Genomic DNA, 26,696 nt, shown 5'->3' on the forward strand with positions numbered 1-26,696 from the left:
TATAATTTAAGCTTATCATTATCTTATGCTTTTATCAATAGAATAAAACTATAATAACTTTTCATTATATATATTAAGCAAGTTCATCCTATCTATTCTTTTTTGTATCTTTTCTTTATCTATTGTATATAGACCTTGCTTTTTCATTCTTTCGAAATATTCAGATCCAGCAAATGTATATCGTTTTTTAAGACCTTCCTTAGTTTTAATACGCTCATTGGCATATGCAATCAAATCACCAATAGCAATATTTCTAGGAAGTTCTAAAAGAGGCATTCCTAAACTTAATCTAACACTATTATGGCCAGCTAATGTACCGGTTACTATTGCCTCTGTATGACCAACAAAAAGTCCAGATTTTTCCCCTGCACATAATAAATTATCTATTCCTAAAACTTTCATATTGTTATTCCTAGGAGCAATTGATAAATATCTTACTGAATTTCCCTTTCCTCCTGAATAGGGATCTTCGTATCTTGCATTTTCTAATCCTTTAATTTTTCTTAATTTTTCTAATGGGTAAAAAGGAGTCATAAGTTTAGCATGGCCTGTATCTAAAATAACAACATTTTCTGCAAATTCTTTCAGTGCATATTGCTGACAAACTTTCAAATCTAATTTATCTAATTTTACATCTTCTTTTGGAACTGGTAATACTACAACTCCCTTTTCATTTAATTTATTTTGAATTTCTTTACTTAAAGAATCTTTATTTAATTTGCAAGATCCACTGAAAGCACCGTAAGACTCATCACCTCTTTGTCCTAAAATATCTTCAATTCCAGCTCTTTTGCTAATACTAATTCTAGGCCCAAAAGATGGACACCTTAAAATACACATTGAGCAACCATTTCCATACTTTAAGCAATTCCCCATTGGACCAGTTGAACCAGTAGTTTCTATAAAAACATCTCCTTCAATCTTCTTATTATCCGATAATATTATCCCTTTTATACTATTTTCTTCTTTTTCCACATCAACTGCTCTTACCATTAACCTTACATCAATTTCTAATTCATTTAATAATCGTCTAACTCTTGGTTCCACTTTAGTAACATCATATAAAGATGCATGTTTATGTCCTGGAAAATTTACATTTGTATGTCTGCTTACAGCGTCAGTAATTTGAAATAATTCCCCTCCACCTAAATAAATATTCTCTTCTGCAGCAGTATATCTTCCATTATTTCTCATTATTCCGCCAACATTGCCTAGCCCCAATAACATATCTGTTTTTTCTAATAGAATAACTTCTGCACCAGCTTTTGTTGCAGCTATAGCAGCAGCGCAACCAGACCATCCACCTCCAATTACAATTACTCTTGTCATCTTAACCCTCCTTTCAATAATTTTTCAACATCGATTTGAGTTTTACAAAGCTTAATAATACTTCCATCTTCTAATTGTATACTACAACTACCGCATATACCTTCACCACAGCACATTTCTTTATTATTAGTAATAACGATTTTAGGATTTAAATTAAGACCATCAATTTTTTTCATCAATTCATATTGAAATGAACTTGAACCTCCAATAAATACTAATTGTACTTTTTCTTCTTTTAAAGCTTTTTCAACTAAAAATTTTCCTTTACTACTTTTTAAATTTTCCTGAATAATATTTACATTTAAACCTTTAATGAACTCTTCAATAAATATTTCATTAATATTTCCTTTATCGAGGATTACAGTTACGTTATTGTTATTTCTTATTAATTTTTTAACTACTAGAACAGTAGGTGCTTGAGCTATTCCCCTTGCTATTACTAAACAATTACTATTACTAGTAGTTTTTAAATTTTTAAATCCTAAAACACCATTCCAATATGGACCCCTTAAAAGTACATTTTTATTTGATTCATCTAATTTTTTAGTTTTTGTTCCATGAATTTTATATGCTATATAAATATAGCCATTTAATTCATCAGCATCCATTACTGACATTGGTACATCAAAATATTCAGAAACATTTGGATTTCTCAAAAAAACATAAGAACCAGGCTCCCTTAATTGCCTTGCTAGTGTTTTTGTTACCTTAAGTTTTAAAAGTACACACTTTTTATTAATATTTTTTTTATTTATTATTTTACTACCTATAATTTCTCTACTGTTTTTACTTTTATATCCGTTCCAGACATATTCTTGATATATACATACCCCTGTCCAATTACAGTCACAAAAATCTTTACCTTGTAGATGTGAACAAGTTATACAATCATTGGTTTCAGCTAGATAGCAAGGACAAAACTCACTCCCAGCATCAACACATTTAAGTTTTAAATCACCCAATGTACCCCCTCCCTCCCAAATTAATCTTGGTTATACTATTAAGTTATTTTTTATCAATTTATTTTGTTACAAAAAAAGACTTCTGACTTAATCAGAAGTCTAATCTACTATTGCACCAATAAAATCTGTAATTTTATCTAAAATACCTTTTTCCTTTATGCTATTAAAAGCTATTAAATTGTTTGAAGAAATTAATTTTCCCTCTAAGAAAACTTTTATTTTGCCTATAACTTGACCTTTTTTGATAGGTGCTTTAATTTCCTTTGGTAGTTTTATTATTGTTTTAATATCTTTCTTTTCCTCTTCTTTTAAGGGTAATAATACTGTTTTATCGGCTACAACTTGTAAATTATTGCTTTTACCATTTAATACCTTTATGTTTTTGATAAATTGGTTTTTTTCATAAATAACCATAGGCTTGTAATTACTAAATCCATAATCAAATAACTTATAACAATCATTAAACCAAGAATAATCGTCTAATACAACTGCAATTAATTGCATATTATTTCTTGTTGCACTAGCCACTAAACACCTGCCAGCACGAGTTGTATATCCGATTTTAACTCCATCCCCGCCTTCATATTGTCTTATTGTTTTGTTTTTATTATAAAAGTATTTATTTATAGGTCGATTTGCTACCCATAAATTTGTTTTTACTATTTTTCTAAATTCTTCGTTTTTTAATGCTTCCCTTGTAATAATTGCTAAGTCATAAGCTGTAGTATAATGATTATCGTTATGAAGTCCATGGGGATTGGTGAAGTTCGTATTTTTAGCTCCAATTTCTTTTGCTCTTTTATTCATAAGTTGGGCAAATTTATTAACTGATCCACTAATATGTTCTGCTATAGCAACTGCTGCGTCATTACCTGACCTTAACATCAATCCATAAACTAGGTCCCTTAATGTAATTTCTTCTCCTGTCTTTAAATATATACTTGATCCTTCAATACCAACTGCACTTCTTTTCACCTTTACAATATCATCTAAATTGCCATAATCTAAAGCTAATAATGCCGTCATTATTTTAGTAGTACTAGCCATTGGAAGTTTTAAATGTGGATTATAAGAATAAAGTATTCTTCCAGAATTTCTTTCAATTAATATACCACTTTTCCCATTTATCATTAAATTATCAGCATATGTTGTATTATAAGAAAATAGTATTAAAAAAGTAACCAAAATTAATAAATACTTTTTCTGCTTTTTCATTACTCTCACTCCATTATCCATTAAGTTATAGTATTATTATTTCTAGACGTGTATATTTAATTCAATTGAATAGTTTCTAAATTTTGCTATAAAAAGTAAAAAAGAGTAGATTTGCTCTACTCTTCTTTTTTTTCTTTATCTTCTTTATCTCTATTTCTTTCTCTTTTCTTTCTAGTGTAATCCTGAAAATTTTTACTTAATTTAGGCAAAATATCAGATAAACTATTTAATATGTTTGTTCCATGATCAACCGGAAGTAATTTTACATTACCATTGCCTACAACTATAAAGGCAACTGGTTGCACTGAAACTCCAGCACCTGAGCCTCCACCAAAGGGAAGCTTGTTGCTTTGCTCTTCAGGTTTGTCCTGTTTATTTTTACTTGTACTATTATATTCTCCACCTCCTGCTGCAAAACCAAGTGATATTCTAGATATAGGTATTATTACTGATCCATCCGGTGATTCTACAGCTTCCCCTACAATTGTATTTACATCTACCATTTCTTTTAAACTTTCCATAGTAGTTTTCATTAAGCCTTCAATAGGATGCTCAGCCAATTATTTCACCACCCTCTTTACTTTACTTTTTAGTCCTATAAAACCTGCAATAATAATATAAACCAATTTAACTCTAATTATACAGTCAAATTTAGTTTCAAATACTTTTTTATTAAATTCTGGAATAATATTATAACTTATATTTTCAGATTGAATATTATTATTTATAAAAATAATAAGGATATTCTTAAAATTCCATAATAATCCAATAGCTATACCAGTTATCGCTGCATCCTCTAAGCCTATTTTGCTGTTCCAATATAATTTTTTTATACTGATTTTTTTTAATAAATAATTTTTTACTTCTAGAAAAATCTCCCTATTCTTAATTGTTTTTAAATATATTTTCTTTAAAGTCACCATTTGATTTAAAGATAATATATTTTTTTCATTTTTTCCACCTTCAAGTTTAGGCTCTATATGAAAGAAATAATCATTATGTTTTTTTAATGTTTTAGCAAAAGGTATCTCTATTCCTATTTTTATTAAACCTCTTAGAGTAATAAATTTTATCTCTAAATTTTCGTTATTATTTTTTTTAGTAAATTTTACATTAATATTAAGTGGTATAAAAAAAGAAAATATACTAAGTAAAAGAACTAAAATTAATAAAGTCAAATTATTTCACCTCAATAGGCTATAACTTTATTAACTATTTTTCCCAATAAAACAAAAAATAACACAGCTTAAGCTGTGTTATTTTCATGATCTGATAATTTATCTATTTGTGGTAAATCGTTTAATGATTTCAACCCAAAATATTTTAAAAATTCATCAGTGGTACCATATAATATAGGTCTACCTGTCTTTTCTAACCTACCAACTTCCTTTACTAAATTTTTTTCAATTATAGTACTTAAAGCTTTGTCACACTTAACACCTCTAATGGATTCAATTTCAGCTTTTGTGATAGGTTGTTTATAAGCTATTATTGATAAAGTTTCTAAAGCTGCATTGGATAAACTTTTATTTTTTTTAGGAGAACACAACTTTTTTATCCAGTCATAGTGCTCAGGCCTTGTACTCAATTGATATTTATTATTCATCTGAATTATTTGTATTCCTCTTCTTTGATAATTAAATTCATCAATCATACTATCTATGATTTCCTTTACTTTATTTTTATCTATTTCAATTATTGAAGCAATATCTTCTAATGATAAAGGATCTCCCCAAGTAAATAGAAGTGCCTCTATAATTGATTTTATTTCTCTTTTATCCATACAAGACCTCCTATTTTATCTTAAGTTTTATTTATTTTAATAATTATTTCATCAAAGTTTTTCTTTTGTATAACAATAATAAATTTATTTTTTATAAGCTCTAAGATAGACAAAAAGGTAACTACAATAGTTGATATACTCATATTATTATTAAATAGCTCACTAAATTTTACCTTTCTTTTTCTTTTCATTATACTTTTTAAATTTTCTATACTTTCTTCTATAGTAATTTCATCTCGCTTAATTTCCTTAATATTAACTTTTTTGCCATTTTTTTTATTCTTAGATATTACCTTGTTAAATGCATCAATTAGGTCCCATAACTTTACACCTTCTAGCACTGGCTCATCTTTTTCTAAAAAGTTATCTAATTCTTCTTGTGGCTTAAAAAACACTTTACTATGAACTTTTTCTTTACTTTTTAATTTTGAAGCTGCTTCTTTATATTTTTTATATTCTATAAGCTTGTTAATTAAGTCCTGTCTTGGGTCTACTTCTTCTAATTCAAGCTGCTCTCCCTCAGGTTCTTTTTTTGGTAAGAGCATTTTTGACTTAATTTCTAGTAAATGTGAAGCCATAACTAGAAACTCACTAGTTATGTCTAAATCTAAATCCTTCATTTGTTCAATATATTCAATATACTGGTCAGCAATTTTAGCAATTGGTATATCGTATATATCTACCTCTTCCTTTTCTATAAGATGATATAACAAATCAAATGGACCTTCAAAAGTTTCTAAAATAACATTATATTTCATAATCATAACCCCTACTTGTTAGTTTTAAATATTAAAACCATTAATTATAATTACTTTTATAAAAAAGTCTTCTATTTAAATAAAAAAGATTCTCAAGGTTGACTTTTTTAAAAACATGACGTAAATTATATTTTATCCATAGTTTTTGTTTGTTTATAATTTCCTATGTGTTATAAAAGAATATTTGTAATATTGACTAATAAATTATACCATAAAATGATTAGAGGGTTTAATAGTCTATCAATAACATTTGTCATTATTAAAAAGATTAATAGTAAATACGTGTATTTCTCATATCTATAAAATAACATTTCATACTTAGTTGGTAAGATACTTGCTAAAATTTTAGATCCATCTAAAGGTGGAAAAGGTAATAAATTAAATACTCCCAAGACAATATTATAAAGAAGAGTTAATTCGAAAATTTTTATTATTAATGAATTTGTAATTATACCAGTAACTAAAATAATTGCAGAAATAATAGATAATATAAAATTAGCTAATGGTCCTGCTAATGATACCAAAATAGTTCCCATTTTTCTGTTATTAAAATACATGGGATTAACAGGAACTGGTTTAGCCCATCCAAAGCCAGCCACAAACAATAATAGAAAACCTATTGGGTCAATATGAACTATAGGATTTAATGATAGTCTTCCGTTATTTTTAGCAGTAGCATCTCCCATTAAATATGCAGTAAATCCATGGGCAAGTTCATGTAAAGTTATAGCAATTAAAAGTCCAGGTAAAATAATTAATTTGTTAATAAAGGTACTTAATAGAGTACTAATCATTATAATCACTTCTTTCATTATTTTTTATAACCTCTTTTAAAACTTTTAACTGTTTTTCTTTTGTATTTAAATTATTATTTAATGTTTCTTTTAACATTATATCTAGTATTTTTTTATAAATAGGACCTTCTTTCACACCTAAGTCTTTAATATCTTTACCATCAATTAAAAGTTTTTTATTTTTAAAGTTAGTCGTATATTGATATATTCTGCTTCTTATAATATTATCATTATAGTTCATAATAAGATAATAGAGTATTTCTTCATATGTCTTTTTATTAAGTGTTTTATATAACTCATAAGAAGATAAATTTGGTTTACTCAGTATATTTAGTGTTTTACCATAATTTTCCTTTAATTCTAATAGTTTCTTCTTAGTATCTTTTTTAAGGCTTAATTTCTCCAACAAATTTTGAAGTTCTTTTTCCTTTAAGTTATGAAAAAGTATCATTATTTTAACTTCAGTATCTGATATTTGAGGAAATTTATAGCCTTTCTTTATTTTATTAATTTGTTCTAAATTATTAAACTTATCAATTATTACATTATTTATAAACATAGTATTACTGATAAATGAAAATAAGTTAAATTCATCATATTTTTTTAAAACCTTATAACTATTTCTCTCTTTTATTCCTTTAATTATTTCAGTAAATAATCTATCTTCACTAACTGAAGTTAATACATTGTTTTTTAGTGCTTTGTTAATTAATTTTAATGTGTTGTCTTCAATTTCAAAATTATATCTACATGTGAATCTGACAGCTCTATATATCCTTGTAGGGTCGTCAATAAAACTATTATCATGTAGCACTCTAATTTTTTTATTATATAAATCTGAAACTCCATCAAAATAATCGTAAATAATAGGGTTGTCCAAATTTTTAAAATCTAAAAGCAAAGTGTTCATCGTAAAATCTCTTCTTATTAAATCATCTAATAATGATCCAAACTCCACTTTAGGTAGCTTTCCTGGTTCTTCATAATATTCTTTTCTAGCAGTAACAATATCTATATTAATCCTATTTCCTAAATTAATAGATCCAGTTCGGAAATTATTATGAACAGTTAATTTGCCCCCCATTCTTTTATGTACCATTTTAGCGAAATTCAAACCATCATCTAAGGTTACAAAATCTAAGTCTAAATTTTCAAGCCCTAATAGTAAATCCCTCACACATCCACCTACTAAATAAACTATTATATTTTTATGTTTTATAACTTCATTAATATCACTTAAAATTGATTTTAGTTTATTAGGTAACATAAAATTATGTTTGTAAATTTTTTTATTTGAAATCATAAGATATTTCTCCTTAATTTTACAAAAGTTTCATAAAATTAATGCTAGATATATTTTATAATTTTATAAAAGAAATTACAAATATACCTAGCATTAATTATGTTATAAATATTTTAATCTCCTAATATTTTATTAACAATCTTAAGTAACATATCTACAAGTGAAGCTTTTTCTACTTTTTCTTTAGATATTAGGTCTACTCTATTCACTTCTTTACCATCTAACATTAAAATCATTTCTCCAACTTTTTGACCTTTATTAATAGGAGCATTTATATATTCTGGAAGGACTATTTTCTTCTCAACTTTTTTTCCTTTACCCTTTTTAACTAATAAACTGAAATCTTCCTTTGAAATAATATTAACGTTATTAGCTTTCCCTTTGTTAACTGGCAATCTTTTAACTAATTGTCCTTTTTTAAGTATAGGAATTGATGTGTAATTAGCAAATCCGTAGTCTAATAATTTTTTAGACTCCATAAATCTAATACTAGAACTATCACATCCCATAACAACACTTATTAATGTAAGATTTCCCCTAGTAGCTGATGCTGATAGACAAAAGCCAGCTTTACTAGTACTTCCGGTTTTAATTCCATTGGCTCCCTTATAGTCATGAATCAATCTATTAGTATTTACTAATACTTGTTCTATATCTTTTTCTTTCCCAACTTTAACTTTACTCATCCATAAGGTTAACCAATTATGAATTTTAGGATATTTAAGTAATTCTCTAGACATTAGACTTACATCGTAAGCCGATGTGTAATGACTTTCGTCATCGAGACCAGTTGGATTCATAAAATGGGTATTTAACATTCCAAGTTCTTTTGCTTTTTCGTTCATCATTTTCACAAATAACTCTTCACTACCTGCTATGTGTTCACCCAAAGCTACAGCAGCGTCGTTAGCCGATCTTAAAGCTATAGCCCTAATTAAATGTTCAACCTTTTGTACTTCACCTTCCTCTAAATATATCTGACTTCCACCCATTCCTGAAGCATTTCTGCTTACAACCACTTCATCTTCAAGGCTAATTTTATTATTTTCTAATGCTTCCATTGCTAATAATAGTACCATTATTTTAGTAATACTGGCAGGTGCTAGCTTTTTATGAGGATTTTTTTCATAAATAACTTTGCCAGTTGATGCGTCAATTAAAATTGCTGACTTAGCTTTTACATCAAAACTAGTTTCTGCATAAATAAATCCCATACTATTTAATAAAAGTAACAAAGAGATACAGACACTAACTAATTTCCTTTTCATATTTATCTTAAGTACCTCCTTTATTCAATTCTTACAATTAGGTTAACCACTACTTATTTAAGTTATACAAAAGGTTAACTCAAAAAATAAAAAAGAGGCTAAAACATAGCCTCTAAAACATAATTAATATTTTTTTATTCCATTTTTATCAACTATACCATATATTAATTTTTTCTCTCTTCTATTATTATTTATTTTTATAATATTTTTTAGTTTATTGACTACTTCTTTTCCTTTATTTAAATCATTAGTATGAATATAAGCAATGGTATCGCCATTTTCAACTTTATCATTAACTTTCTTATTTAATACAATACCAGCAGATAAATCTATTGAACTCTCTTTAGTTTCACGGCCTGCTCCTAAAATTAAAGCACATTTTCCAATCTCTTCAGCATCTATTGAATTTATGTAGCCGGATTTTTCACTTCTTAATTCAAGAATATGTTTTGCTTGAGGTAATTTGGTTTTATCCTTCACATATTCAGAATCCCCATTTTGAGCTTCTATAAATTCTATAAACTTATCATATGCTTTACCAGTCTCTAGTACTTTCAGTAACTTATCTTTACCTTCTTCAATACTTTTAACTTTCTTACCTAAAAACAACAGCCAAGAGCCTAAGTTTAAACATAGTTCCACTAAATCCTTAGGTCCCTCATTTTTTAGGGTTTCAATAGCTTCCTTTACTTCTAGAGCATTTCCAACTGCATACCCTAATGGTTCATTCATATCAGTTAATAGGGCTACAACATCTCTTCCCATATTCGTGCCTATATCAACCATTTCTTTACTTAATAGAAAAGCATCTTCTATTTCTTTCATAAAAGCTCCTTTTCCTACTTTTACATCTAATACAATAGCATCTGAATCCATAGCTAATTTTTTACTCATTATACTACTTGCTATTAAAGATATATTATCGACAGTCGCTGTCACATCCCTTAATGCATATAATTTCTTATCCGCTGGTGCAACATCAGCCGTTTGCCCACAAATAGCTAATTTATTTTTATTTACTATTTGAGTAAATTCATTTATATCAAGATTAACATTAAAACCCTTTATTGACTCTAATTTATCTAAAGTCCCACCTGTATGTCCTAGTCCCCTACCAGACATTTTAGCTACAGGTAATCCACATGCGGCAACCATTGGTCCTAATACTAAAGAAGTTTTGTCTCCTACACCACCTGTACTGTGTTTATCAACTTTAACACCATTAATCAAAGATAAGTCTATTGTATCACCTGATTTAATCATTGCTTCAGTTAAATTAATCGTTTCTTCTTTTGTCATTTTATTAAAATAAATAGCCATTAGCAAAGCTGATGCTTGATAATCAGGAATTTTTCCTTTTGTATAACCTTCTATAAAAAAATTAATTTCTTCTTTAGTAAGTTCTCCACCATCCCTTTTTTTCTTTATAATGTCATACATTCTCATTATAAATCCACCTCATTGATTATCTCTTTAACCAATTTGATGAATTTAGGTCTTGTTTTATTAGCAACTTCTATAACTTCTTCATGACTTATAGATTCAAGAGTATCTGGTATTGCCATATCTGTTACACATGCAATTCCTAAAACTCTTAATCCAGAATGTCTAGCAACAATTACTTCAGGTACTGTAGACATCCCTAATGCATCAGAACCTATTTTCATTAACATTCTTAATTCTGCTTTAGATAAATAATTTGGGCCACTTATAGCTGTATATACTCCTTTTTCAATTTCAATATTCTGTTTTTCAGCTACTTTTACTGCCAATTTTATTAGTTCTTTATCATATGCATTTGACATATCAGGAAATCTTGGCCCTAATTCTTCATCATTAGGTCCAATTAGTGGATTATCACCTGTTAAATTAATATGATCATTGATAATCATTAATGCTCCAGGATATAATTTTTCATTTAAACCTCCACATGCATTAGTTACTAAAAGCATTTTCACGCCAAGCTCTTTCATTACTCTTACTGGAAATGTTATATCTTTCATGCTGTAACCTTCATAATAATGAAATCTTCCCTTCATAGCTACAACTTTTTTTCCTTTTAAAATACCAACTACTAGCTTACCTTCATGTCCTTCTACTGTGGAGACTGGAAAATTAGGAATATCCTCATAATTAAAGATTGTAGCCTCTTCAATTTCATCTGCTAATGTACCTAACCCGGACCCTAATATTAACCCTACTTCTGGTTTAATATCTAATTTACTTTTAAGAAATTTACTAGTTTCTTTTATTTTATCTAATAAATTAATCATTGTATCCCTCCTAAAGTCTACATATTTTTTAAAATTTCTTTAACTAGCTTGATAAATTTATTTCTAACCTTTTGAGTAGTTTCTATAACTTCACTATGGTCTAATGGTTGATCTAAAATACCAGCAGCCATGTTTGTTATACAAGAAATTCCTAATACTTCTATATTACTGTGAACTGCAACAATTACTTCAGGCACAGTTGACATACCTACTGCATCTGCTCCTAAGTAAGAGACCATCTTAATTTCAGCTGGTGTTTCATAGGTTGGACCTGTTAAGAACATATATGTACCTTCTTTTAAATTAATGTCTAATTTATTTCCACTTTCCTTTGCTAACTTAATTAATTTCTTACTATATGCATTTGACATATCGGGAAATCTTGGCCCTAGTTCTTCATGATTTTTTCCTATTAGAGGATTGTCAAATGCAAAATTAATGTGATCTTTTATAATCATTAAATCTCCTGGCTCAAATTCTGTGTTTACTCCCCCGGCAGCATTTGTAATTATAATTTTTTCTACACCTAATTTTTTCATAACTCTTACTGGGAAAGTAACTTCTTCCATTGAATAACCTTCATAGTAGTGAAAACGCCCTTGCATTGCAATTACATCTTTGTTATCTAATTTACCAATTACCAATTTCCCTTGATGACCTTTTACAGTAGACACAGGAAAATGCGGTATATCTTTATAAGCTAAGCTAATTGAATTTTGAATTTCATCAGCTAAAATCCCTAAACCTGACCCTAAGATTAAACCAATTTTTGGCTTGCTTTCCAACTTATTTTCAATAAAATTAGCTGTTTCATTAATCTTGTATATCAAGTTCATTATTTTCCCTCCTTACTATTTTAAAATTAAATCTGCAAAACTAGTTCCTGTATTAATATCGCCTATATTTAACATATCTAATATTGTAGCACCTATATCTGCATAGGTTTTTCTTGTGCCAATATTTACTCCTTTTTTAATCATTTCTCCATAAACTAATATAGGAATATACTCTCTTGAATGATCAGTGCTTTCTGTTGTAGGGTCACAACCATGATCGGCAGTTATAATTAAAACATCGTCTTTATTCATACTTTCCAAAATTTCTGGTAATCTATCATCAAATTCTTTTAATGCATTTCCATAAGCAACTGGATCATTTCTATGGCCATATTTCATATCAAAGTCCACTAAATTAGTAAAAATCAACCCTTTATTTTTCTCTTTCATAAATTGGATTGTTCTATCTACCCCATCCATGTTATCTTTAGTATGTATACTTTCTGTAATACCTTTCCCTGCAAAAATATCTTCTATTTTTCCAACAGCAAGAACATCTAAACTAATATCTTTAATTATATCTAATATTGTTTTTCCCGGAGGTTTTAATGCAAAATCCTTTCTTCTGGCAGTTCTTGTAAAATTCCCTGGTTCTCCTATAAAGGGTCTAGCAATTACTCTACCAACATTATGATTGCCTGTCAAGATTCCTCTAGCTATTTTACACATTTTATACAATTCTTTTACAGGAATTACATCTTCATGAGCTGCAATTTGAAATACACTATCAGCTGAAGTGTAAACAATAGGATAACCCGTTTTAATATGTTCTTCTCCCAATTCTTCAATAATTTTTGTACCTGAAGCAGGTTTGTTGCCAAGTATCTTTGTACCAATGGCTTCTTCGAACTTTAAAATAATCTCATCTGGAAAACCATTGGGATATGTTGGAAATGGTTTATCTAATATTAGACCACTAATTTCCCAATGACCTGTTGTAGTATCCTTACCTGCTGATTTTTCATTGCTTCTTCCATAGCTACCAATTGGATTTTCAGTTTTATTAATTTCAGTAACACCTTCTATTAATCCTAAACCCATTCTTTCTAAATTTGGTAATCTCAGTCCACCTACATATTTAGAAATATTATCTAATGTGTCACTACCTTCATCTCCATACTTTTTGGCGTCAGGAAGTTCTCCTACCCCAACACTATCTAACACAATTAAAATAACTCTATTTATCATTTTTATCTCCTTTCTATAATTCATAATGGGATCTCTATATATATTATTCCCACAATATAAAACAATAAATTTAAACAAATTACTATTTTAAATATAAACTTTAATAATTATTAACAGTAAAAAAAACTATCAAAACCCACCAGAGAATGGTGGGTTTATGCCCTAGGATGAGCCTTCTTATAAACTTCTTTAATATTATTTTTAGTAATTTGTGCATATACTTGTGTTGTTGATATATCAGAATGTCCTAGCATTTCTTGCACGGACTTTAAATCTGCACCATTCTGTAAAAGATGAGTTGCAAATGAATGTCTTAATGTATGAGGAGTTATTTTTTTATTTATATTTGCCTTCTTAGCATATGATTTAACTATTTTCCAAAAACCTTGTCTTGTCATTTTATTACCATGATAATTAACAAATAAAGATTTTACATTTTTATCTTTTATAAATTTTTTTCTGTAATCCTTAATATATGTCTTTAATATATTAAGAGCAATTTTACCTATAGGGATTATTCTCTCATTTGAGTTATTTTTAGAACATACTAAATAACCTAAATCTAAATTAATATCTTCTAAATTAAGATCAATTAATTCAGAAACTCTTATTCCAGAAGCATATAGAAGCTCTAACATTGCTTTATCTCTTATTCCCTTTGAAGTAGTTATATCTGGTTGCCTTAATAGTATATCAACCTCTTTTGGTGTTAATATATCTGGAAGCTTCTTTTCTGGTTTAGGTGATTGTAGATTTAAAGTTGGATCTTGATTAATAATACCTTTATTTAAGAGGTATTGATAAAAAGACCTTAATGAAGCTAAATTTCTTGAAACTGTTGAGGTTGACTTCCCTATTTTTTGAAGATGCATTAAATATTTTATTATTGCAGTTTTATTAACTCCTGTTATATCATTAATTTTATTATCTGATATGTATTCTTTAAATTGTCTTAAATCTCTATTATAGGATTCTATCGTATTTTTTGATAGTTCTTTTTCATTTTTAAGATATTCAATAAATTTTAGTACAATACTTTCCATTTTATTTCCCCTTCTAATTTTCCTTTGTGGTTATACAATTCAACATATAATTTAAAAATCCTTCAATTTTTTTGTATTTGTCTCAAAAAAAGAAAAAAAATCTTTTTTACTACATAACTTAAGCTCTTATTAAATAAACTATATGATATAACAAATGTTGAATTACCTTTTGGAATATCTGTAATGTTATTTAAATAAAATATATAAAATAACATATCTATAATATTAATAAAAAATATTGAAAAAATCAATATAACAAATAATATTTGGACGCCCGAAGACAAAAATCTAAAAATTTTACCAAATCGAAAACACCTCATTAAATTACATAACCTAATATAAGCTTCATAAAAACAGGGGTTATATATGCCTCAACTAAACTGCCAATTATAATTAATAATGAAAATGCTATAATTGCTAATGTATGATATATTAACTCTTTTCCAAGATTATATCTTCTAGCCTTCTTTATTTTTTTTGATATAACTAATTTTGAAAAATTTACAGAAATAACAGAAATAATCACTAAACCTGGTATAATAAATATGTTTTGTGGTAAAATAGCACAGATTACAAACAAAATTCCTTTTATTCCTATTTCACTGGTTAGAAATCCTACTGTAAAGCCTATTATAAAACCTCTAAGTATAACTATTGCAAATAGTACTGGTAAACCAATAATAGTTATTCCCAACAACCATATAGATAAAATTGTCTGTAAATTATTAGTTAGTGAATGCTTAAGTAGTAAATAACTATTTATTTTATTGTCTTCATTTAGTATTTTAAAAAAAGAATCTAAAAAACTTATGAGCTCCTTTTTTTGATTGGCATCTAAAACTTTTATAGTAATTGCTCCAGCTGATATACCGACCATAAGGCAAATTAAAACAATAAAGTAAAGCAAAATTCTATTTTTAAAATGGTTATATAATAGCTGTTTAAGCCTATATATCAAAAAAATCCCCCTCTCATACAAGCCCTTTATCAAATTGTATGCATTAAAGAAGGGGATTATTACCAAATAATTAGTCCTTTACTTTCCCATACTTACCTCCTCCACCTGACTTAACTTCTATATTACCTTCTCTGCTTTTTATTATTGTCTTAGCTATATTATCATTTACTATAGCTCTTAAATCTTCATATTTTACATTATGAATGATATTCATTTCTGTGTTAAATTCCCTTAAAAGTTTTTCTAAGGTCTTTGGCCCAACCCCCGGTATAAACTCTAACGGAATTTGATGATAATATATTGGGTGTTTATTAGTGTAATAATTATTTCTATCTTTTATTTCATATATTCTATCTAAAACTCCAATAATTACATTATGTGTATCTGAAATATTACATTTTTTAACAGGAGGTTCTTCTTTGAAGCTTTTTTACAATCTAAGCAATAGGATCTATGGTATTTTCCTAATTTAGGATTAAGACCATAATTTGCTAAAACTCTATTATTCCCTTTTTTAAATAAACTGTTAACAAAACTCTCATAACTGAGGTTTTCTAGTTTAAAAACATTATATTCTCTTCCTATTTTAGGCAAAGAGTGAGCATCAGAATTGCTTAATAGAGTTTTTTCGTCAAGTTCTTTAATTAAAGAAGCAAGAAAAGTATCACCGCTTAACCCAAGTTCAACTGCTGGTATTTCTTTAAATATATATTCTCCTACTAAAGATTTAATACTTTTTGTACATCTACCGTAAATTCCTTTAAAGGGAGTAAAGATATGGGCTGGTATTAAAATACCATTTAATTTTGAAACTATCTGAAGTATTTTTAGAATGTCGACATTTACTTTTTGTGAGCTTAAATTAATATTTTTAATATACTTAGAAACATAATTTGAAAACCTCTCAATATTATCAACAGAAGGAAAATAAGCGACAATGTGATAACTACCTTTATTACAATTTACTTCTAACTCACTTCCTAATATAACTAAAAGATTATCTTTGTAAATCAACCCCCCCCTTAGGTGATTCTTTTAATTCACCAGTTTTAATCTCTTTTTTAATATCAGTTAAAACTCTAGGGCTAGCACAATCAACAATTCCTACAATACCTAATCCTTTTCTAATTAAACTTTCATGTAATATATTTTTAAATTTTAGATCTTTAGATGCTGTGATTTTTACTGGTTGATTTTCTTCATTATACCCAATATGTATATGTAGATCTCCAAAAAATTTCTCCATTATTATTTTTCACCCTCTAAAACTCTCTTAGCCATTAAAATACCTATTATTGTCTTACTATCTAATATAACTCCATCGTTAATCATAGATAAAACTTCATTTATTTTTAGTTTAACAACATCTATATATTCATCATTATCAGGATTTGCCTTTCCTTCCTCTAAACCCTGTGCAATAAAAAGATAAATCTTCTCATCACAAAAACCTGGGGTTGTATAAAATTCACTTATAAACTCCATTTTATCTGCTATAATGCCTGTTTCTTCTTTTAATTCTCTTACTGCACAATTTAAAGGTTCCTCACCAATTTCTAATTTTCCTGCAGGTATTTCATAAAGTACTTTTTCAACCGCCTTTCTATATTGTTTTACTAAAACTACTTCATTGTTTTCAGTAATAGGTACAATTCCTACTGCACCTGGATGTTCAACAATTTCTCTTTTTGAGTACTTTTTGTCTGGAAGCTCTACAGTATCTATTCTAAGCTTTAATATCTTACCATCATAAATCTTTTCAGTTTTCATAGTCTTTTCCTCAAAAGACATAAAAATATCTCCTTTCTCTTTAAGGGGAATAAATTTAATTAAATATTCATACTATAAAAATAGCTCTTATTATATTATTAAAAATTTTTATACTTTTGTAAAGTTATTGGGAGGGATATAATGCTTAAAGTAATATATAAAAAAAGACTATATTTATTTGGGAAAATAGATGAAATACTTGCCCATTTAAATGAAATGACTAATAAATACTCAACAATAAAAGAAGTCATCGATTCTGTTGAAGTTGATGGGCAATAGCTTTCCCTGTAGCCCCTAGTGCATAAAAATATTCTTTGTCATCAAAATATTTTCTACCCATAGTTGTAATATTTAATCTAAAATACCTTAAGGCTTTTTCTATTTGACTACCATCAACAAACATAATATTATGCTTTTTGGGTATTTTACTACTTTCTATTTGATTTAATATTATTTTGTTTTTTTCATTATCTAATATAGGTAAAATAAGATTAACTCTAGAATATGTAATTTCATTAAGGTTTGTAATAGTATGATGGCTTAATCCACTATGTCTTAATCTTTTATCTTTAAAGCTAATCCTAGGAATAGCAAAACTTTTACCTTGTAACGTATTTACTGCATCTAAAATATATCCTTGTTCTATGCCACTAAATCCATACTTAGTTCCAGTACCAACAATTCCCGGGCCCATAGTAATAATAACAACATCACTTTTTATTACTTCTTTTGCTACTATTAATCCTGTATATATATTAATACATTCATAGTCTCCTCCAAAAGAATGGCCTATTGTAATAGTTTTATCAATAATTCCTTTTTCCTTTAGTTCTTTAACTGTTAAACTAAAAGGAAGTGGAAGAGCACCACCATCGGTCATAATATAAGTGATTTTTACATTTGGTTTTAACCATTTAATCATTGCCGCAACAGGTCCTAACATACTATGTAAAGTTCCTACTGCTACAATTAAACCATTTAAACTTTTAAATTTCTTAATTATATTATGGTAAGGACTTTCCTGCTCTTCAGCTGCAAAGCATTTAAATTGCATTGGAGTATATCTTAACTTTATTATATGTCCTTCACCTTTTAACTTTTTATCTTTTACACTTAAATTATATATAACAAAGTGTGTTCCACCTGTACCTAAGGATAGATCAACTGCTGTAGTATTAATAACTACCTTGTCTCCTTTTTTTATCCCACCAGTTAATTTGTTATAATTTACAGCTTGTTCTTCCTTATTTCCTATTTTTACTTTTATCCATGTTATATCTTCCCATTGCTTATATATTTCATCAACAATACCTATTTTTAAACTTAACAGATTTATTACCTCCCTAGATTATCTAAATAATTTAAAAGCTTATTCTTTTTTATTATATTAGTGAAAGAATATACTTCGGATATAATATGTAAAGTTAACAAAAGAATTAAATAGAAAATTTTTGTTTTAAAAGAGAGGGATAAAACCGAAAAGACTCCCAATCCTATTCCCAAAGTGTTTGAGCCTATATCTCCCATCATTGTCTTTCCTTTTATATCTAACGGTAAATAAACAAGAATAATTCCTAATGTAATATATAAAATATAATCCCAGAAATGGTATTTAGATAAAATTAATAAACTTAACATAATTAAAATATACGCTTTAGAAGCTCTTCCTGGTCTAAGGTCAAATAAATTGATTATATTAGTAAATAATCCAATAATTAAAATATTTATTCCTATATCAAAAAAGGATTTTGATATTAATATAGAAACAAAAGTAGCACATATAAAACCAGTAATTGCTTTTAATCCGCCTGTAGTTAATTTTCCTTTTAAAAGATATGTTATATGTCCTTTAAAACCTTTAATATATTTTTCTCCAATTATATCATCTATAAACCCAATTAACCCCATAAATAATATAGTTATTACATACAAAAATGTTATAATTAAATTTTTTTTGAGGATGATAGATAATAATATTGTTATTATAGTTTGATTAAAAACAAAAACTAAACCCATTCCTATAGGAATTTTCTTGTTTTCAAAGTTTTTAGCAACGCAATTATTATCTTTTAACATAATATAGAATTTTTTAATAGTTATATATGTAAAAACCATTCCTATCATTAAACATAAAATATTTTCACTCATTAAATTCTCACCTTATTTTAAAACTTAATACTAATAAAGTCCTTAATATATGAAAAAACTGCTTTCCTCTATGTAAAAAACCTTTTAGATTCCTTCCTGTTTCATTATGATGCATGTCAACATCAACTTCAGTCACTTTGTAACCTTTTTTTAACGCTTCAATAGTCATTGCTATTTCAATTCCATAATCATTTGGAATATATGTTATATCATTAATTACTTCCTTTTTATAAATTCTTTGACCAGATAGAACAGATTCAATTTTTTCTCTTGTATATAAATAAACTCCTAATTTAGCAAGTTTTTTTACAAATCCAAAGCCACCTTTAATTTTAGGATTAGGGAATTTAGCAATAACAAAATCCGATTCATTAATAAAAATCGAATAAATTAACTTACTTATTTCATAACTAGTTTTTCCTAAGTCAGCATCTAATAAAACAATATAATCTGCTTCTACATTGCTAATTCCAGCTTTTATAGCAAAACCTTTACCATAATTTCTTCCCAGTTTAATTACTTTTACATCGCATTTTTGCGCTATATCAGCAGAATTATCAGTAGAACCATCATCCACAACAAGTATTGAATCAATAAAATCTAATTTTTGTAGACCATTAATAGTGTTTAATATTTTCTTTTCCTCGTTAAAAACAGGAATAATAGCCGCAATTCTTTTATCCTTATACATCTTTCTCTCCCTTTAGTATATATAACTTGGCATCAATGTATCAGCTGTATTTTTAATACCATAATTTCCTGGTTTACCAGTCATTGTTAAAATAAGGGATGCCTTTCCAATTACTGAATCTACATTATCAATTGAGGGTATTCTTTCTTCTTTATAAACAGATATATATGACCTTTTGACATTCTCTTTTTCTACTCCTATTACAGGAATGTCATTTTTCTTACAATAATTAATTATTTCTTTAATATAATTTTTTAAATTTATATAATTATCTGCTTCAATATAGCCTCCTGTAATTATTACGTAATCTGCACCAGTTTTGTAGTTGCCAAAAATATCTATAAAGTCATTTTCTACTAGTGAATTTATTAATTGTTTACTTTGATCTTCTGTTAATTCTTTCATTAATTCTTCTATTATTATCTTCTTAACATCTTTCTTTTCAGACTTTGTTTTAAAATTATTTAATAGGTTATTATCTGTGTTATTTGTATAATTCTCTAACTTATTTATAAAAGAATCTTTAAACGTAATAGTAGATACAACTTTAGCTCCAGATTTTTCTAAAGTTTGAACTAATCCCGAATAAATATAATCATCACTAGTTTCAATTATTGTTACCTTAATACCATTTAACTTATTTCTTATTATTGCAGGTAAAACAGTATTGCTAAACTCTTCATAATTACTTATTTGTTTTTCTAATTTATCTATCTTTAATTTCATTTTTTGATTTTCAGCTCTAATATAATCGAATCTTTCTTCTAAGCTAGCTACAATATCCTGTTTTTGATGTATAAGAATTTCTTGTGCATCAAGCATAAATCCAACATAAATCCCTATACCTAAAGCTATAAAAATTGATGCTACCGTTATAACATAAAACTTAGTATTAATAAACAATTTACCACTCCCTTACATACCAATTAAGAGTTTCAACTTGATTTGGAAAAGTTGAATTAGTTCTCTCATTGGAGGTGCCATTAAACTAATAATAATGATTGGAATTAATGCGGCTAAACCTAAACCAAAAATATACTTTAATTTTAATTTGCTTTTATATAATTGATTTACTCCTTTTGCATCAACTAATTTAGAACCAACCTTTAATCTTACTAAAAAGGTACTAGCCATCCCTTTTCTTCCCTTTTCTAAAAAATCAATCATATTGCTATGCGTTCCTACTGCTACTATTAAGCTAGCATCATAATTATAGGCCAATAATAATGAAATATCTTCACTTGTTCCAGGTGCTGGAAAAGTCACTGCATTTAAACCTAACTTTTTTATTCTATTTAAACCAGGGGCTCTCCCATCAGGATAAGCATGAACAATAATTTCTTTTGTTAATAGTAAACATTTATCACTAACACTGTCTAAATCACCAACCACTATATCAGGAATGTATCCCTGTTCTAAGAGAGCATCCCCTCCACCATCTACACCTATTAAAACTGGATTTACTTCATCAATATATGATTTAATAGCTTCTAGGTCTCTTTTATAATCTTTCCCTCTAACAACAATTAGAACATGTTTTTTTGCTAGTTTTGTTTTAATTCTAGGAATCTTCACTTTTCCTAAAACTAACCCTTTTTCTTTTTTTGCATATTCCAAAGTATTTTCAATAAATTTATCAAGTTCATTTTCTAAATTTTTATTCCCAAGTTCCAATAATTCTTTTACTTTTTTATCATTAATTATTTCACATTTTCCTAAAAATAATCTTTCTTGATAAATTTTATTATGTTTAATTGTAATAGGTTTATTTTCTTTTACTTTTTCAAAAAAGTCTTTTGGGGCTTCAAGAAGGGGTATACCAGATTTTAGCAATAATGAGGGGCCACGATTAGGGTATTTACCACTTATGCTCTTTTCAGTATTAATGACACATTGTACTTTTGATTCAATTAAAGAGTGTGCAGCTATTTCATCTATATCCTTATGTTTTATAATGGCAATATCTTTAGGATTCAATCTATTTACTAAATTTTTTGTTTTTTTATCTTTTTTGGCAACCCCTACTATTTCCATAAAAAAACCTCCAACTTTTTTCTAGTTTTATTATTTCTATTATTAAGAAAAAATATTTGTTTTATTATCTATCAATTATGATAACATCTATTATGATATATTATAAAAAAATAAAACACCTCAATATCTTAAATTGATATGAGGTGTAATAAAAATTCTTTAACCAACCTGTTGCTCTAATCTTAATTTATCTGCAACCATAGCTATAAATTCGCTATTAGTAGGTTTACCTTTGTCTGTATGTACAGTATAACCAAATAAATTATTTATTGTTTCTATTTTTCCTCTACTCCAAGCAACTTCAATTGCGTGTCTTATAGCCCTTTCTACTCTACTTGGAGTTGTATTAAATTTTTTAGCTATGTTAGGATGTAATTCTTTTGTTACTGCACTTAATAGTCCAACATCATCTACAACCATGGCTATTGCTTCTTTTAAATATAAATACCCTTTTATATGTGCAGGTACACCTATTTCATGTATTATGTTAGTAATTTTTGCTTCTAAAGTTTTAGCAGAGTTTAAAGAGTTTATAATATGGTTACTTGTCTCAATTCTCTTTTTAGATTTAGTTATTGCAGGTACTGTACCCATTAACTGTCTTATTCTTTTCATAAAAACTTCAAAGTTAAATGGCTTAACTACGTAGTAATCTGCTCCTAAAGATATAGCCCTTTGAGTTATCTTATCTTGACCTACAGCTGATAAAACAATAGTTTTAGGTATTTTATCAATATTAAGAGTATTTAATTTCTCTAATACTCCTAAACCATCTAAATGTGGCATTATAATGTCAAGTACTAATACATCTGGCTTTTTTTCTGTAATTAAATCTAAAGCCTCAATACCATCTTTTGCAATTCCAACAACCTCAACATCTTCTTGACTTAATAAATATTCTTTTAAAATTTCACAAAAATCTTTATTATCGTCAGCTATAACTACTCTGATTTTTTGATTACCCACTAAATTACCCCCCTAAACTAATTCTATTTACAATATTAAAATATATAATTCAAATAAACTATTCGACAAAGAAATTTTAATTCCTTCTTATTTTTCTAAATTAAGTATTTTTTATTAAAATTTCTATTCAAAATAAAAGAAAGGACCAAAGTCCTTTCATAAAAGATAAATTTTTTTAATTTGCTTTAGCAAATTCATCTTTACTTTTTAAATTAATTCCTGCTTCTTTTAACATCCACTCTATATATAGGCCATATCCTTTCGTGGGATCATTCACAAAAACATGTGTTACAGCTCCTATTAACTTGCCGTTTTGAATAATAGGACTTCCACTCATTCCCTGAACAATTCCACCAGTTTTTTCTAATAGTTTTTTATCGACAACCTTAATCACCATACTTTTTTGTTGTTGTACAAGTTGAGGTTGCACTTTTACAATTTCCACTTGAAATTTTTCAATTGTATTTTTATCAATAGTAGTAAGAATATAAGCCTTTCCTTGATGAACTTCACTTCTTAAACCAACAGGTATAGGTTTACCTATTCTTTTATTTTTAATATCTTTATAACATATGCCATATATGCCATATCTAGTATTTTTTTCGATTTTTCCTAACTTATTTTTGGATTCAAAAAAAATACCTCTAAGCTCACCAGGATTTCCTTTTTGTCCCTGTTGTATCGAAGAAACTGTAGCCTTTAAGATTTCGCCATTTTTAGTGGGCATAAGATATCCAGTGTCCATATCAGTTATTCCATGTCCTAATGCTCCAAATTTATTAGTTTTTTTATCGTAAAAAGTCAAAGTACCAATTCCTGCTGTCCTATCTCTTACCCAAACTCCTAGCTTATATAGATTGTCTTTTTTACTTTTAACAGGCCTAGTTTCTAATATAAACTCTTTTTTATTTCTTTCAATTTTTAGTTTAAGTTTTTTACCTTTAAATTTATTTAATAATTCAATAACATGATCTGCACTTCTTACTTTAATACCATTTATTTCTAATATTATATCTCCAACTCTAATTCCAGCATTTTTAGCAGGATTATATTTTTGACCATCTAATCCTGTTATATCTGAAAGAGCAACAACTAATACGCCTTTTGTATTTAATTTAACACCTATCGAATGGCCTCCTGGAACTAAATATCTTTTATCAATTACATTTACTTTTATATCCCTTATTGGTATAAAATTTAATAATTTTAACTCAAGTGTCGCTGTTCCTTTACTTAATGTTTTAAATTCATAGTAATTATTAACATTTAATCCTAACTCATGGCTATCCACTACTAATATATTATTTTTATTTTGTAAAACATCAATACTAAATGGGAAAATAACATTAATTTTTCTTGTTTCACCTTTAAAAATATCTATTTGAGAGGGAAAATGGATTAATGTATAAGTTTGGATTCCTAGGGCTAAAGAAATGGCCAAGATAGCTAATAAAATAGTTAGCTTCTTGCCTTTTGAAGATTTGGCCAAAAAAATCACACTCCCATTTCCCCTATAACTATCCCTCAACAATATATAAAATTTTGTTGTATATTTAATTTAGCCTATTTTGGACTGATTTATTCTATATAAATATTTATCAAGATGTCAACAAAATCTAACTTTCCTAATAATAGTATTAATAAAAAAAACGTCCCATAAAGGACGTTCACATTTCTATATATTTTTTAAGTTTTTAATCATTTCCTCAGCATATTTTTTAGTACTAGTAGTTAAATTGTAACCTCCTAATAATCTAGATATTTCTTTAATTCTTCCATCATAATCTAGCTTTTGTATTTTAGTCATTGTTCTACCATTGCTAACAATTTTATCTATATAAAAATGGCTTTCTGATATAGAAGCAATCTGTGGAAGATGTGTAATACATATTATCTGACGAGTTTTTGAAAGTTTTGATATTTTTCTACCTACAATTTGTGCTGTTTTTCCACTTATACCAGTATCAATTTCATCAAAAATTAAACAAGGAATTTCATCTACTTCTGCTAATATTGATTTAAAAGCTAACATTATTCTTGACATTTCTCCACCTGAAGCTATTTTAGATAAAGGTTTTAAAGGTTCACCAGGGTTGGGAGATATATAAAATTCAATTTTATCAAGGCCATTTTCTGTAAAATAATCATATTTATCGTATTTTACTTTAAACTTTATATCTTTCATGTTTAGCTTTTTAAGCTCTTCAGTTATATTCTTTTCAATATTGTTTCCAATTATTCTTCTTTCTTTTGTTAGTTCATTACATAATTTAGAAAGCTTGTCCTCATTTTTCTTAATTTCTTTATTAATTTTTTGTATTTCCTCTTTACTATTTTCAAGTATCTGCAACTCTTTATAAATTTTATCCCTATATTTTAAAATATCTTTTATAGAATTTCCATATTTTCTTTTTAACTTGTTTATTAAGTCTATTCTCTCATTAACCAATTCTAGTCTTTCAGGATCATACTCAATTGTATCAATATATAAACGTAATTCTCTAGACAAATCCTGTAATTGAAAGATTATGGACTCTACTATATTACTGTAATTTTCTAATTTTGAATCATGTTCTGATATTTTTTGTAGATTAGTCAATATATTATTTAATTCATCAATAAGTGATTTCTCATAGAAATCAGTAGAGTTCAATTTTTCTGTAATATCACCTATTGTTTTCATTATTTCTTCAGCATTTGATAAAATGTTATATTCATTCATCAGTTCATCTTCTTCGTTTTCCTCAAGTTGTGCATTATCTATTTCTTCAATCTGAAATTTTAATAAGTCAATTTGTCTTTCACGTTCCATTTCGTTTTCAGTAAGTGAATTTAATTTATTTCTATATTTTTTAAGTTCATTGTAATAGTATTTTATATTTTTTTTAAGTTTAAAAACTTTATTTCCACCTAAAAGATCTATAAAGTTAATATGGTTTTCCCAAGTTAATAGAGATTGATGTTCATGCTGCCCATGTATATCCACAAGATATTTAGTTAGATTATTAAGCATAGTTAGGGTTACTGTCCTTCCATTTATTCTTGATGTACTTCTTCCAGTACTAAAAATTTCCCTTGTTAATAATAGTGTATTATCTGGCTCACTTTTAATCCCATATTCTTCTAAAATTTTATTTATTTTATTTGGATTTTCTATTTGGAAAATTGCTTCAATAATAGCCTTTTCCTTGCCCCTCCTAACGTATTCCTTAGCTGCTCTACCTCCTAGAACCATTTCTATTGCATTAATTAGAATTGATTTACCAGCTCCAGTTTCGCCAGTTAACACATTAAATCCTTTCGAAAAAGATATATGGACATTATCTATAATTGCAAAATTTTTAATACTAAGCTCAGTGAGCACGAACATTACCTCC

The 26,696-nt window shown here is 27.3% G+C and carries 29 protein-coding genes; 1 reads left to right on the plus strand and 28 read right to left on the minus strand.

All coding sequences use genetic code 11. The features are described 5' to 3' along the window. Window positions 1-48: 48 nt before the first annotated feature. The 20 genes from BET03_RS01545 to BET03_RS01635 all read right to left on the minus strand — a co-directional run bounded on the left by BET03_RS01545 (window position 49) and on the right by BET03_RS01635 (window position 17,501). A complete protein-coding gene (locus BET03_RS01545; RefSeq protein ID WP_120166539.1) occupies window positions 49-1,329 on the minus strand; it encodes an FAD-dependent oxidoreductase in 1,281 nt (426 codons plus the stop codon). After that, on the minus strand, window positions 1,326-2,291 hold the full coding sequence (locus BET03_RS01550) for a sulfide/dihydroorotate dehydrogenase-like FAD/NAD-binding protein (protein ID WP_120166541.1): 966 nt from the start codon (window positions 2,289-2,291) through the stop codon (window positions 1,326-1,328). The genes BET03_RS01545 and BET03_RS01550 overlap by 4 nt, the downstream gene beginning before the upstream one ends. A 99-nt stretch (window positions 2,292-2,390) precedes the next feature. After that, window positions 2,391-3,506, minus strand: coding sequence for a D-alanyl-D-alanine carboxypeptidase family protein (locus BET03_RS01555; RefSeq protein WP_120166543.1), 1,116 nt, complete (start codon window positions 3,504-3,506; stop codon window positions 2,391-2,393). Window positions 3,507-3,622: 116 nt separating this feature from the next. After that, window positions 3,623-4,066, minus strand: a complete 444-nt coding sequence (gene ytfJ / locus BET03_RS01560) for a GerW family sporulation protein (protein WP_120166545.1) — start codon at window positions 4,064-4,066, stop codon at window positions 3,623-3,625. Beyond that, window positions 4,067-4,684, minus strand: a complete 618-nt coding sequence (locus tag BET03_RS01565) for a DUF2953 domain-containing protein (RefSeq protein WP_120166547.1) — start codon at window positions 4,682-4,684, stop codon at window positions 4,067-4,069. It abuts the gene before it with no gap. Window positions 4,685-4,752: 68 nt separating this feature from the next. Further along, window positions 4,753-5,289, minus strand: coding sequence for an SMC-Scp complex subunit ScpB (gene scpB / locus BET03_RS01570; RefSeq protein ID WP_120166549.1), 537 nt, complete (start codon window positions 5,287-5,289; stop codon window positions 4,753-4,755). 20 nt (window positions 5,290-5,309) lie between these two features. After that, window positions 5,310-6,047, minus strand: coding sequence for a segregation and condensation protein A (locus BET03_RS01575; RefSeq protein ID WP_120166551.1), 738 nt, complete (start codon window positions 6,045-6,047; stop codon window positions 5,310-5,312). 170 nt (window positions 6,048-6,217) lie between these two features. Further along, entirely contained in the window at window positions 6,218-6,859 is a 642-nt protein-coding gene (locus BET03_RS01580; protein ID WP_243096828.1) for a site-2 protease family protein, read from the minus strand. Then, window positions 6,834-8,144 carry a tRNA nucleotidyltransferase/poly(A) polymerase-related protein gene (locus BET03_RS01585; RefSeq protein ID WP_120166553.1) on the minus strand — a complete coding sequence of 437 codons (1,311 nt, stop codon included), beginning with the start codon at window positions 8,142-8,144 and terminating at the stop codon, window positions 6,834-6,836. The genes BET03_RS01580 and BET03_RS01585 overlap by 26 nt, the downstream gene beginning before the upstream one ends. Window positions 8,145-8,257: 113 nt before the next feature. Beyond that, window positions 8,258-9,412, minus strand: coding sequence for a D-alanyl-D-alanine carboxypeptidase family protein (locus BET03_RS01590; RefSeq protein ID WP_120166555.1), 1,155 nt, complete (start codon window positions 9,410-9,412; stop codon window positions 8,258-8,260). 123 nt (window positions 9,413-9,535) lie between these two features. After that, the gene (locus BET03_RS01595) at window positions 9,536-10,858 is read right to left on the minus strand and encodes a pyrimidine-nucleoside phosphorylase (protein WP_120166557.1); all 1,323 of its coding nucleotides are present in this window, start codon (window positions 10,856-10,858) and stop codon (window positions 9,536-9,538) included. Then, window positions 10,858-11,685 (minus strand): purine-nucleoside phosphorylase, encoded by an 828-nt coding sequence (locus BET03_RS01600; RefSeq protein ID WP_120166559.1) that lies wholly within the window; start codon window positions 11,683-11,685, stop codon window positions 10,858-10,860. The genes BET03_RS01595 and BET03_RS01600 overlap by 1 nt, the downstream gene beginning before the upstream one ends. A 17-nt stretch (window positions 11,686-11,702) precedes the next feature. Next, on the minus strand, window positions 11,703-12,521 hold the full coding sequence (locus tag BET03_RS01605; protein WP_120166561.1) for a purine-nucleoside phosphorylase: 819 nt from the start codon (window positions 12,519-12,521) through the stop codon (window positions 11,703-11,705). A 15-nt stretch (window positions 12,522-12,536) separates the two neighbouring features. After that, window positions 12,537-13,733 (minus strand): phosphopentomutase, encoded by a 1,197-nt coding sequence (locus BET03_RS01610; RefSeq protein ID WP_279230305.1) that lies wholly within the window; start codon window positions 13,731-13,733, stop codon window positions 12,537-12,539. A gap of 131 nt (window positions 13,734-13,864) precedes the next feature. Continuing rightward, window positions 13,865-14,752: a site-specific tyrosine recombinase XerD gene (gene xerD / locus BET03_RS01615; protein WP_120166565.1), complete on the minus strand. Its 888-nt coding sequence runs from the start codon at window positions 14,750-14,752 to the stop codon at window positions 13,865-13,867. Between the two features lie 319 nt (window positions 14,753-15,071). Continuing rightward, window positions 15,072-15,710, minus strand: a complete 639-nt coding sequence (gene spoIIM / locus BET03_RS01620; RefSeq protein ID WP_183108670.1) for a stage II sporulation protein M — start codon at window positions 15,708-15,710, stop codon at window positions 15,072-15,074. Between the two features lie 70 nt (window positions 15,711-15,780). Further along, the gene (locus BET03_RS13545) at window positions 15,781-15,924 is read right to left on the minus strand and encodes a hypothetical protein (RefSeq protein ID WP_183108671.1); all 144 of its coding nucleotides are present in this window, start codon (window positions 15,922-15,924) and stop codon (window positions 15,781-15,783) included. Between the two features lie 155 nt (window positions 15,925-16,079). Then, window positions 16,080-16,724, minus strand: coding sequence for a PHP-associated domain-containing protein (locus BET03_RS01625; RefSeq protein WP_120166569.1), 645 nt, complete (start codon window positions 16,722-16,724; stop codon window positions 16,080-16,082). Then, window positions 16,708-16,956 (minus strand): hypothetical protein, encoded by a 249-nt coding sequence (locus BET03_RS01630; protein WP_120166572.1) that lies wholly within the window; start codon window positions 16,954-16,956, stop codon window positions 16,708-16,710. The genes BET03_RS01625 and BET03_RS01630 overlap by 17 nt, the downstream gene beginning before the upstream one ends. A gap of 2 nt (window positions 16,957-16,958) precedes the next feature. Further along, window positions 16,959-17,501 carry an NUDIX hydrolase gene (locus tag BET03_RS01635; protein ID WP_120166574.1) on the minus strand — a complete coding sequence of 181 codons (543 nt, stop codon included), beginning with the start codon at window positions 17,499-17,501 and terminating at the stop codon, window positions 16,959-16,961. A 120-nt stretch (window positions 17,502-17,621) separates the two neighbouring features. Here BET03_RS01635 and BET03_RS13550 point away from each other — a divergent pair, with 120 nt between their 5' ends. Further along, on the plus strand, window positions 17,622-17,759 hold the full coding sequence (locus tag BET03_RS13550) for a hypothetical protein (RefSeq protein ID WP_183108672.1): 138 nt from the start codon (window positions 17,622-17,624) through the stop codon (window positions 17,757-17,759). Here BET03_RS13550 and BET03_RS01640 read toward each other — a convergent pair. The 8 genes from BET03_RS01640 to recN all read right to left on the minus strand — a co-directional run bounded on the left by BET03_RS01640 (window position 17,728) and on the right by recN (window position 26,689). Beyond that, complete coding sequence (locus BET03_RS01640; protein WP_341466499.1) at window positions 17,728-18,816, minus strand: DUF3866 family protein; 1,089 nt, start codon at window positions 18,814-18,816, stop codon at window positions 17,728-17,730. The two genes, BET03_RS13550 and BET03_RS01640, sit on opposite strands and share 32 nt — an antisense overlap. Next, window positions 18,816-19,628 carry a glycosyltransferase gene (locus BET03_RS01645; protein ID WP_207666022.1) on the minus strand — a complete coding sequence of 271 codons (813 nt, stop codon included), beginning with the start codon at window positions 19,626-19,628 and terminating at the stop codon, window positions 18,816-18,818. The genes BET03_RS01640 and BET03_RS01645 overlap by 1 nt, the downstream gene beginning before the upstream one ends. Window positions 19,629-19,635: 7 nt before the next feature. Continuing rightward, window positions 19,636-20,319, minus strand: coding sequence for a glycosyltransferase family 2 protein (locus tag BET03_RS01650; protein ID WP_120166578.1), 684 nt, complete (start codon window positions 20,317-20,319; stop codon window positions 19,636-19,638). 12 nt (window positions 20,320-20,331) lie between these two features. Continuing rightward, window positions 20,332-21,222: a copper transporter gene (locus BET03_RS01655; protein WP_120166580.1), complete on the minus strand. Its 891-nt coding sequence runs from the start codon at window positions 21,220-21,222 to the stop codon at window positions 20,332-20,334. A 12-nt stretch (window positions 21,223-21,234) separates the two neighbouring features. Then, entirely contained in the window at window positions 21,235-22,353 is a 1,119-nt protein-coding gene (steA, locus tag BET03_RS01660; RefSeq protein WP_120166582.1) for a putative cytokinetic ring protein SteA, read from the minus strand. Window positions 22,354-22,512: 159 nt separating this feature from the next. Further along, window positions 22,513-23,319: a sporulation transcription factor Spo0A gene (gene spo0A / locus BET03_RS01665; RefSeq protein WP_120166584.1), complete on the minus strand. Its 807-nt coding sequence runs from the start codon at window positions 23,317-23,319 to the stop codon at window positions 22,513-22,515. Window positions 23,320-23,494: 175 nt separating this feature from the next. Continuing rightward, on the minus strand, window positions 23,495-24,808 hold the full coding sequence (gene spoIVB / locus BET03_RS01670; RefSeq protein ID WP_243096829.1) for a SpoIVB peptidase: 1,314 nt from the start codon (window positions 24,806-24,808) through the stop codon (window positions 23,495-23,497). A 186-nt stretch (window positions 24,809-24,994) separates the two neighbouring features. Next, window positions 24,995-26,689 carry a DNA repair protein RecN gene (recN, locus tag BET03_RS01675; RefSeq protein WP_279230306.1) on the minus strand — a complete coding sequence of 565 codons (1,695 nt, stop codon included), beginning with the start codon at window positions 26,687-26,689 and terminating at the stop codon, window positions 24,995-24,997. Window positions 26,690-26,696 lie beyond the last annotated feature (7 nt).

It is taken from the genome of Thermohalobacter berrensis, assembly GCF_003609645.1.
Taxonomy (GTDB): domain Bacteria; phylum Bacillota; class Clostridia; order Tissierellales; family Thermohalobacteraceae; genus Thermohalobacter; species Thermohalobacter berrensis.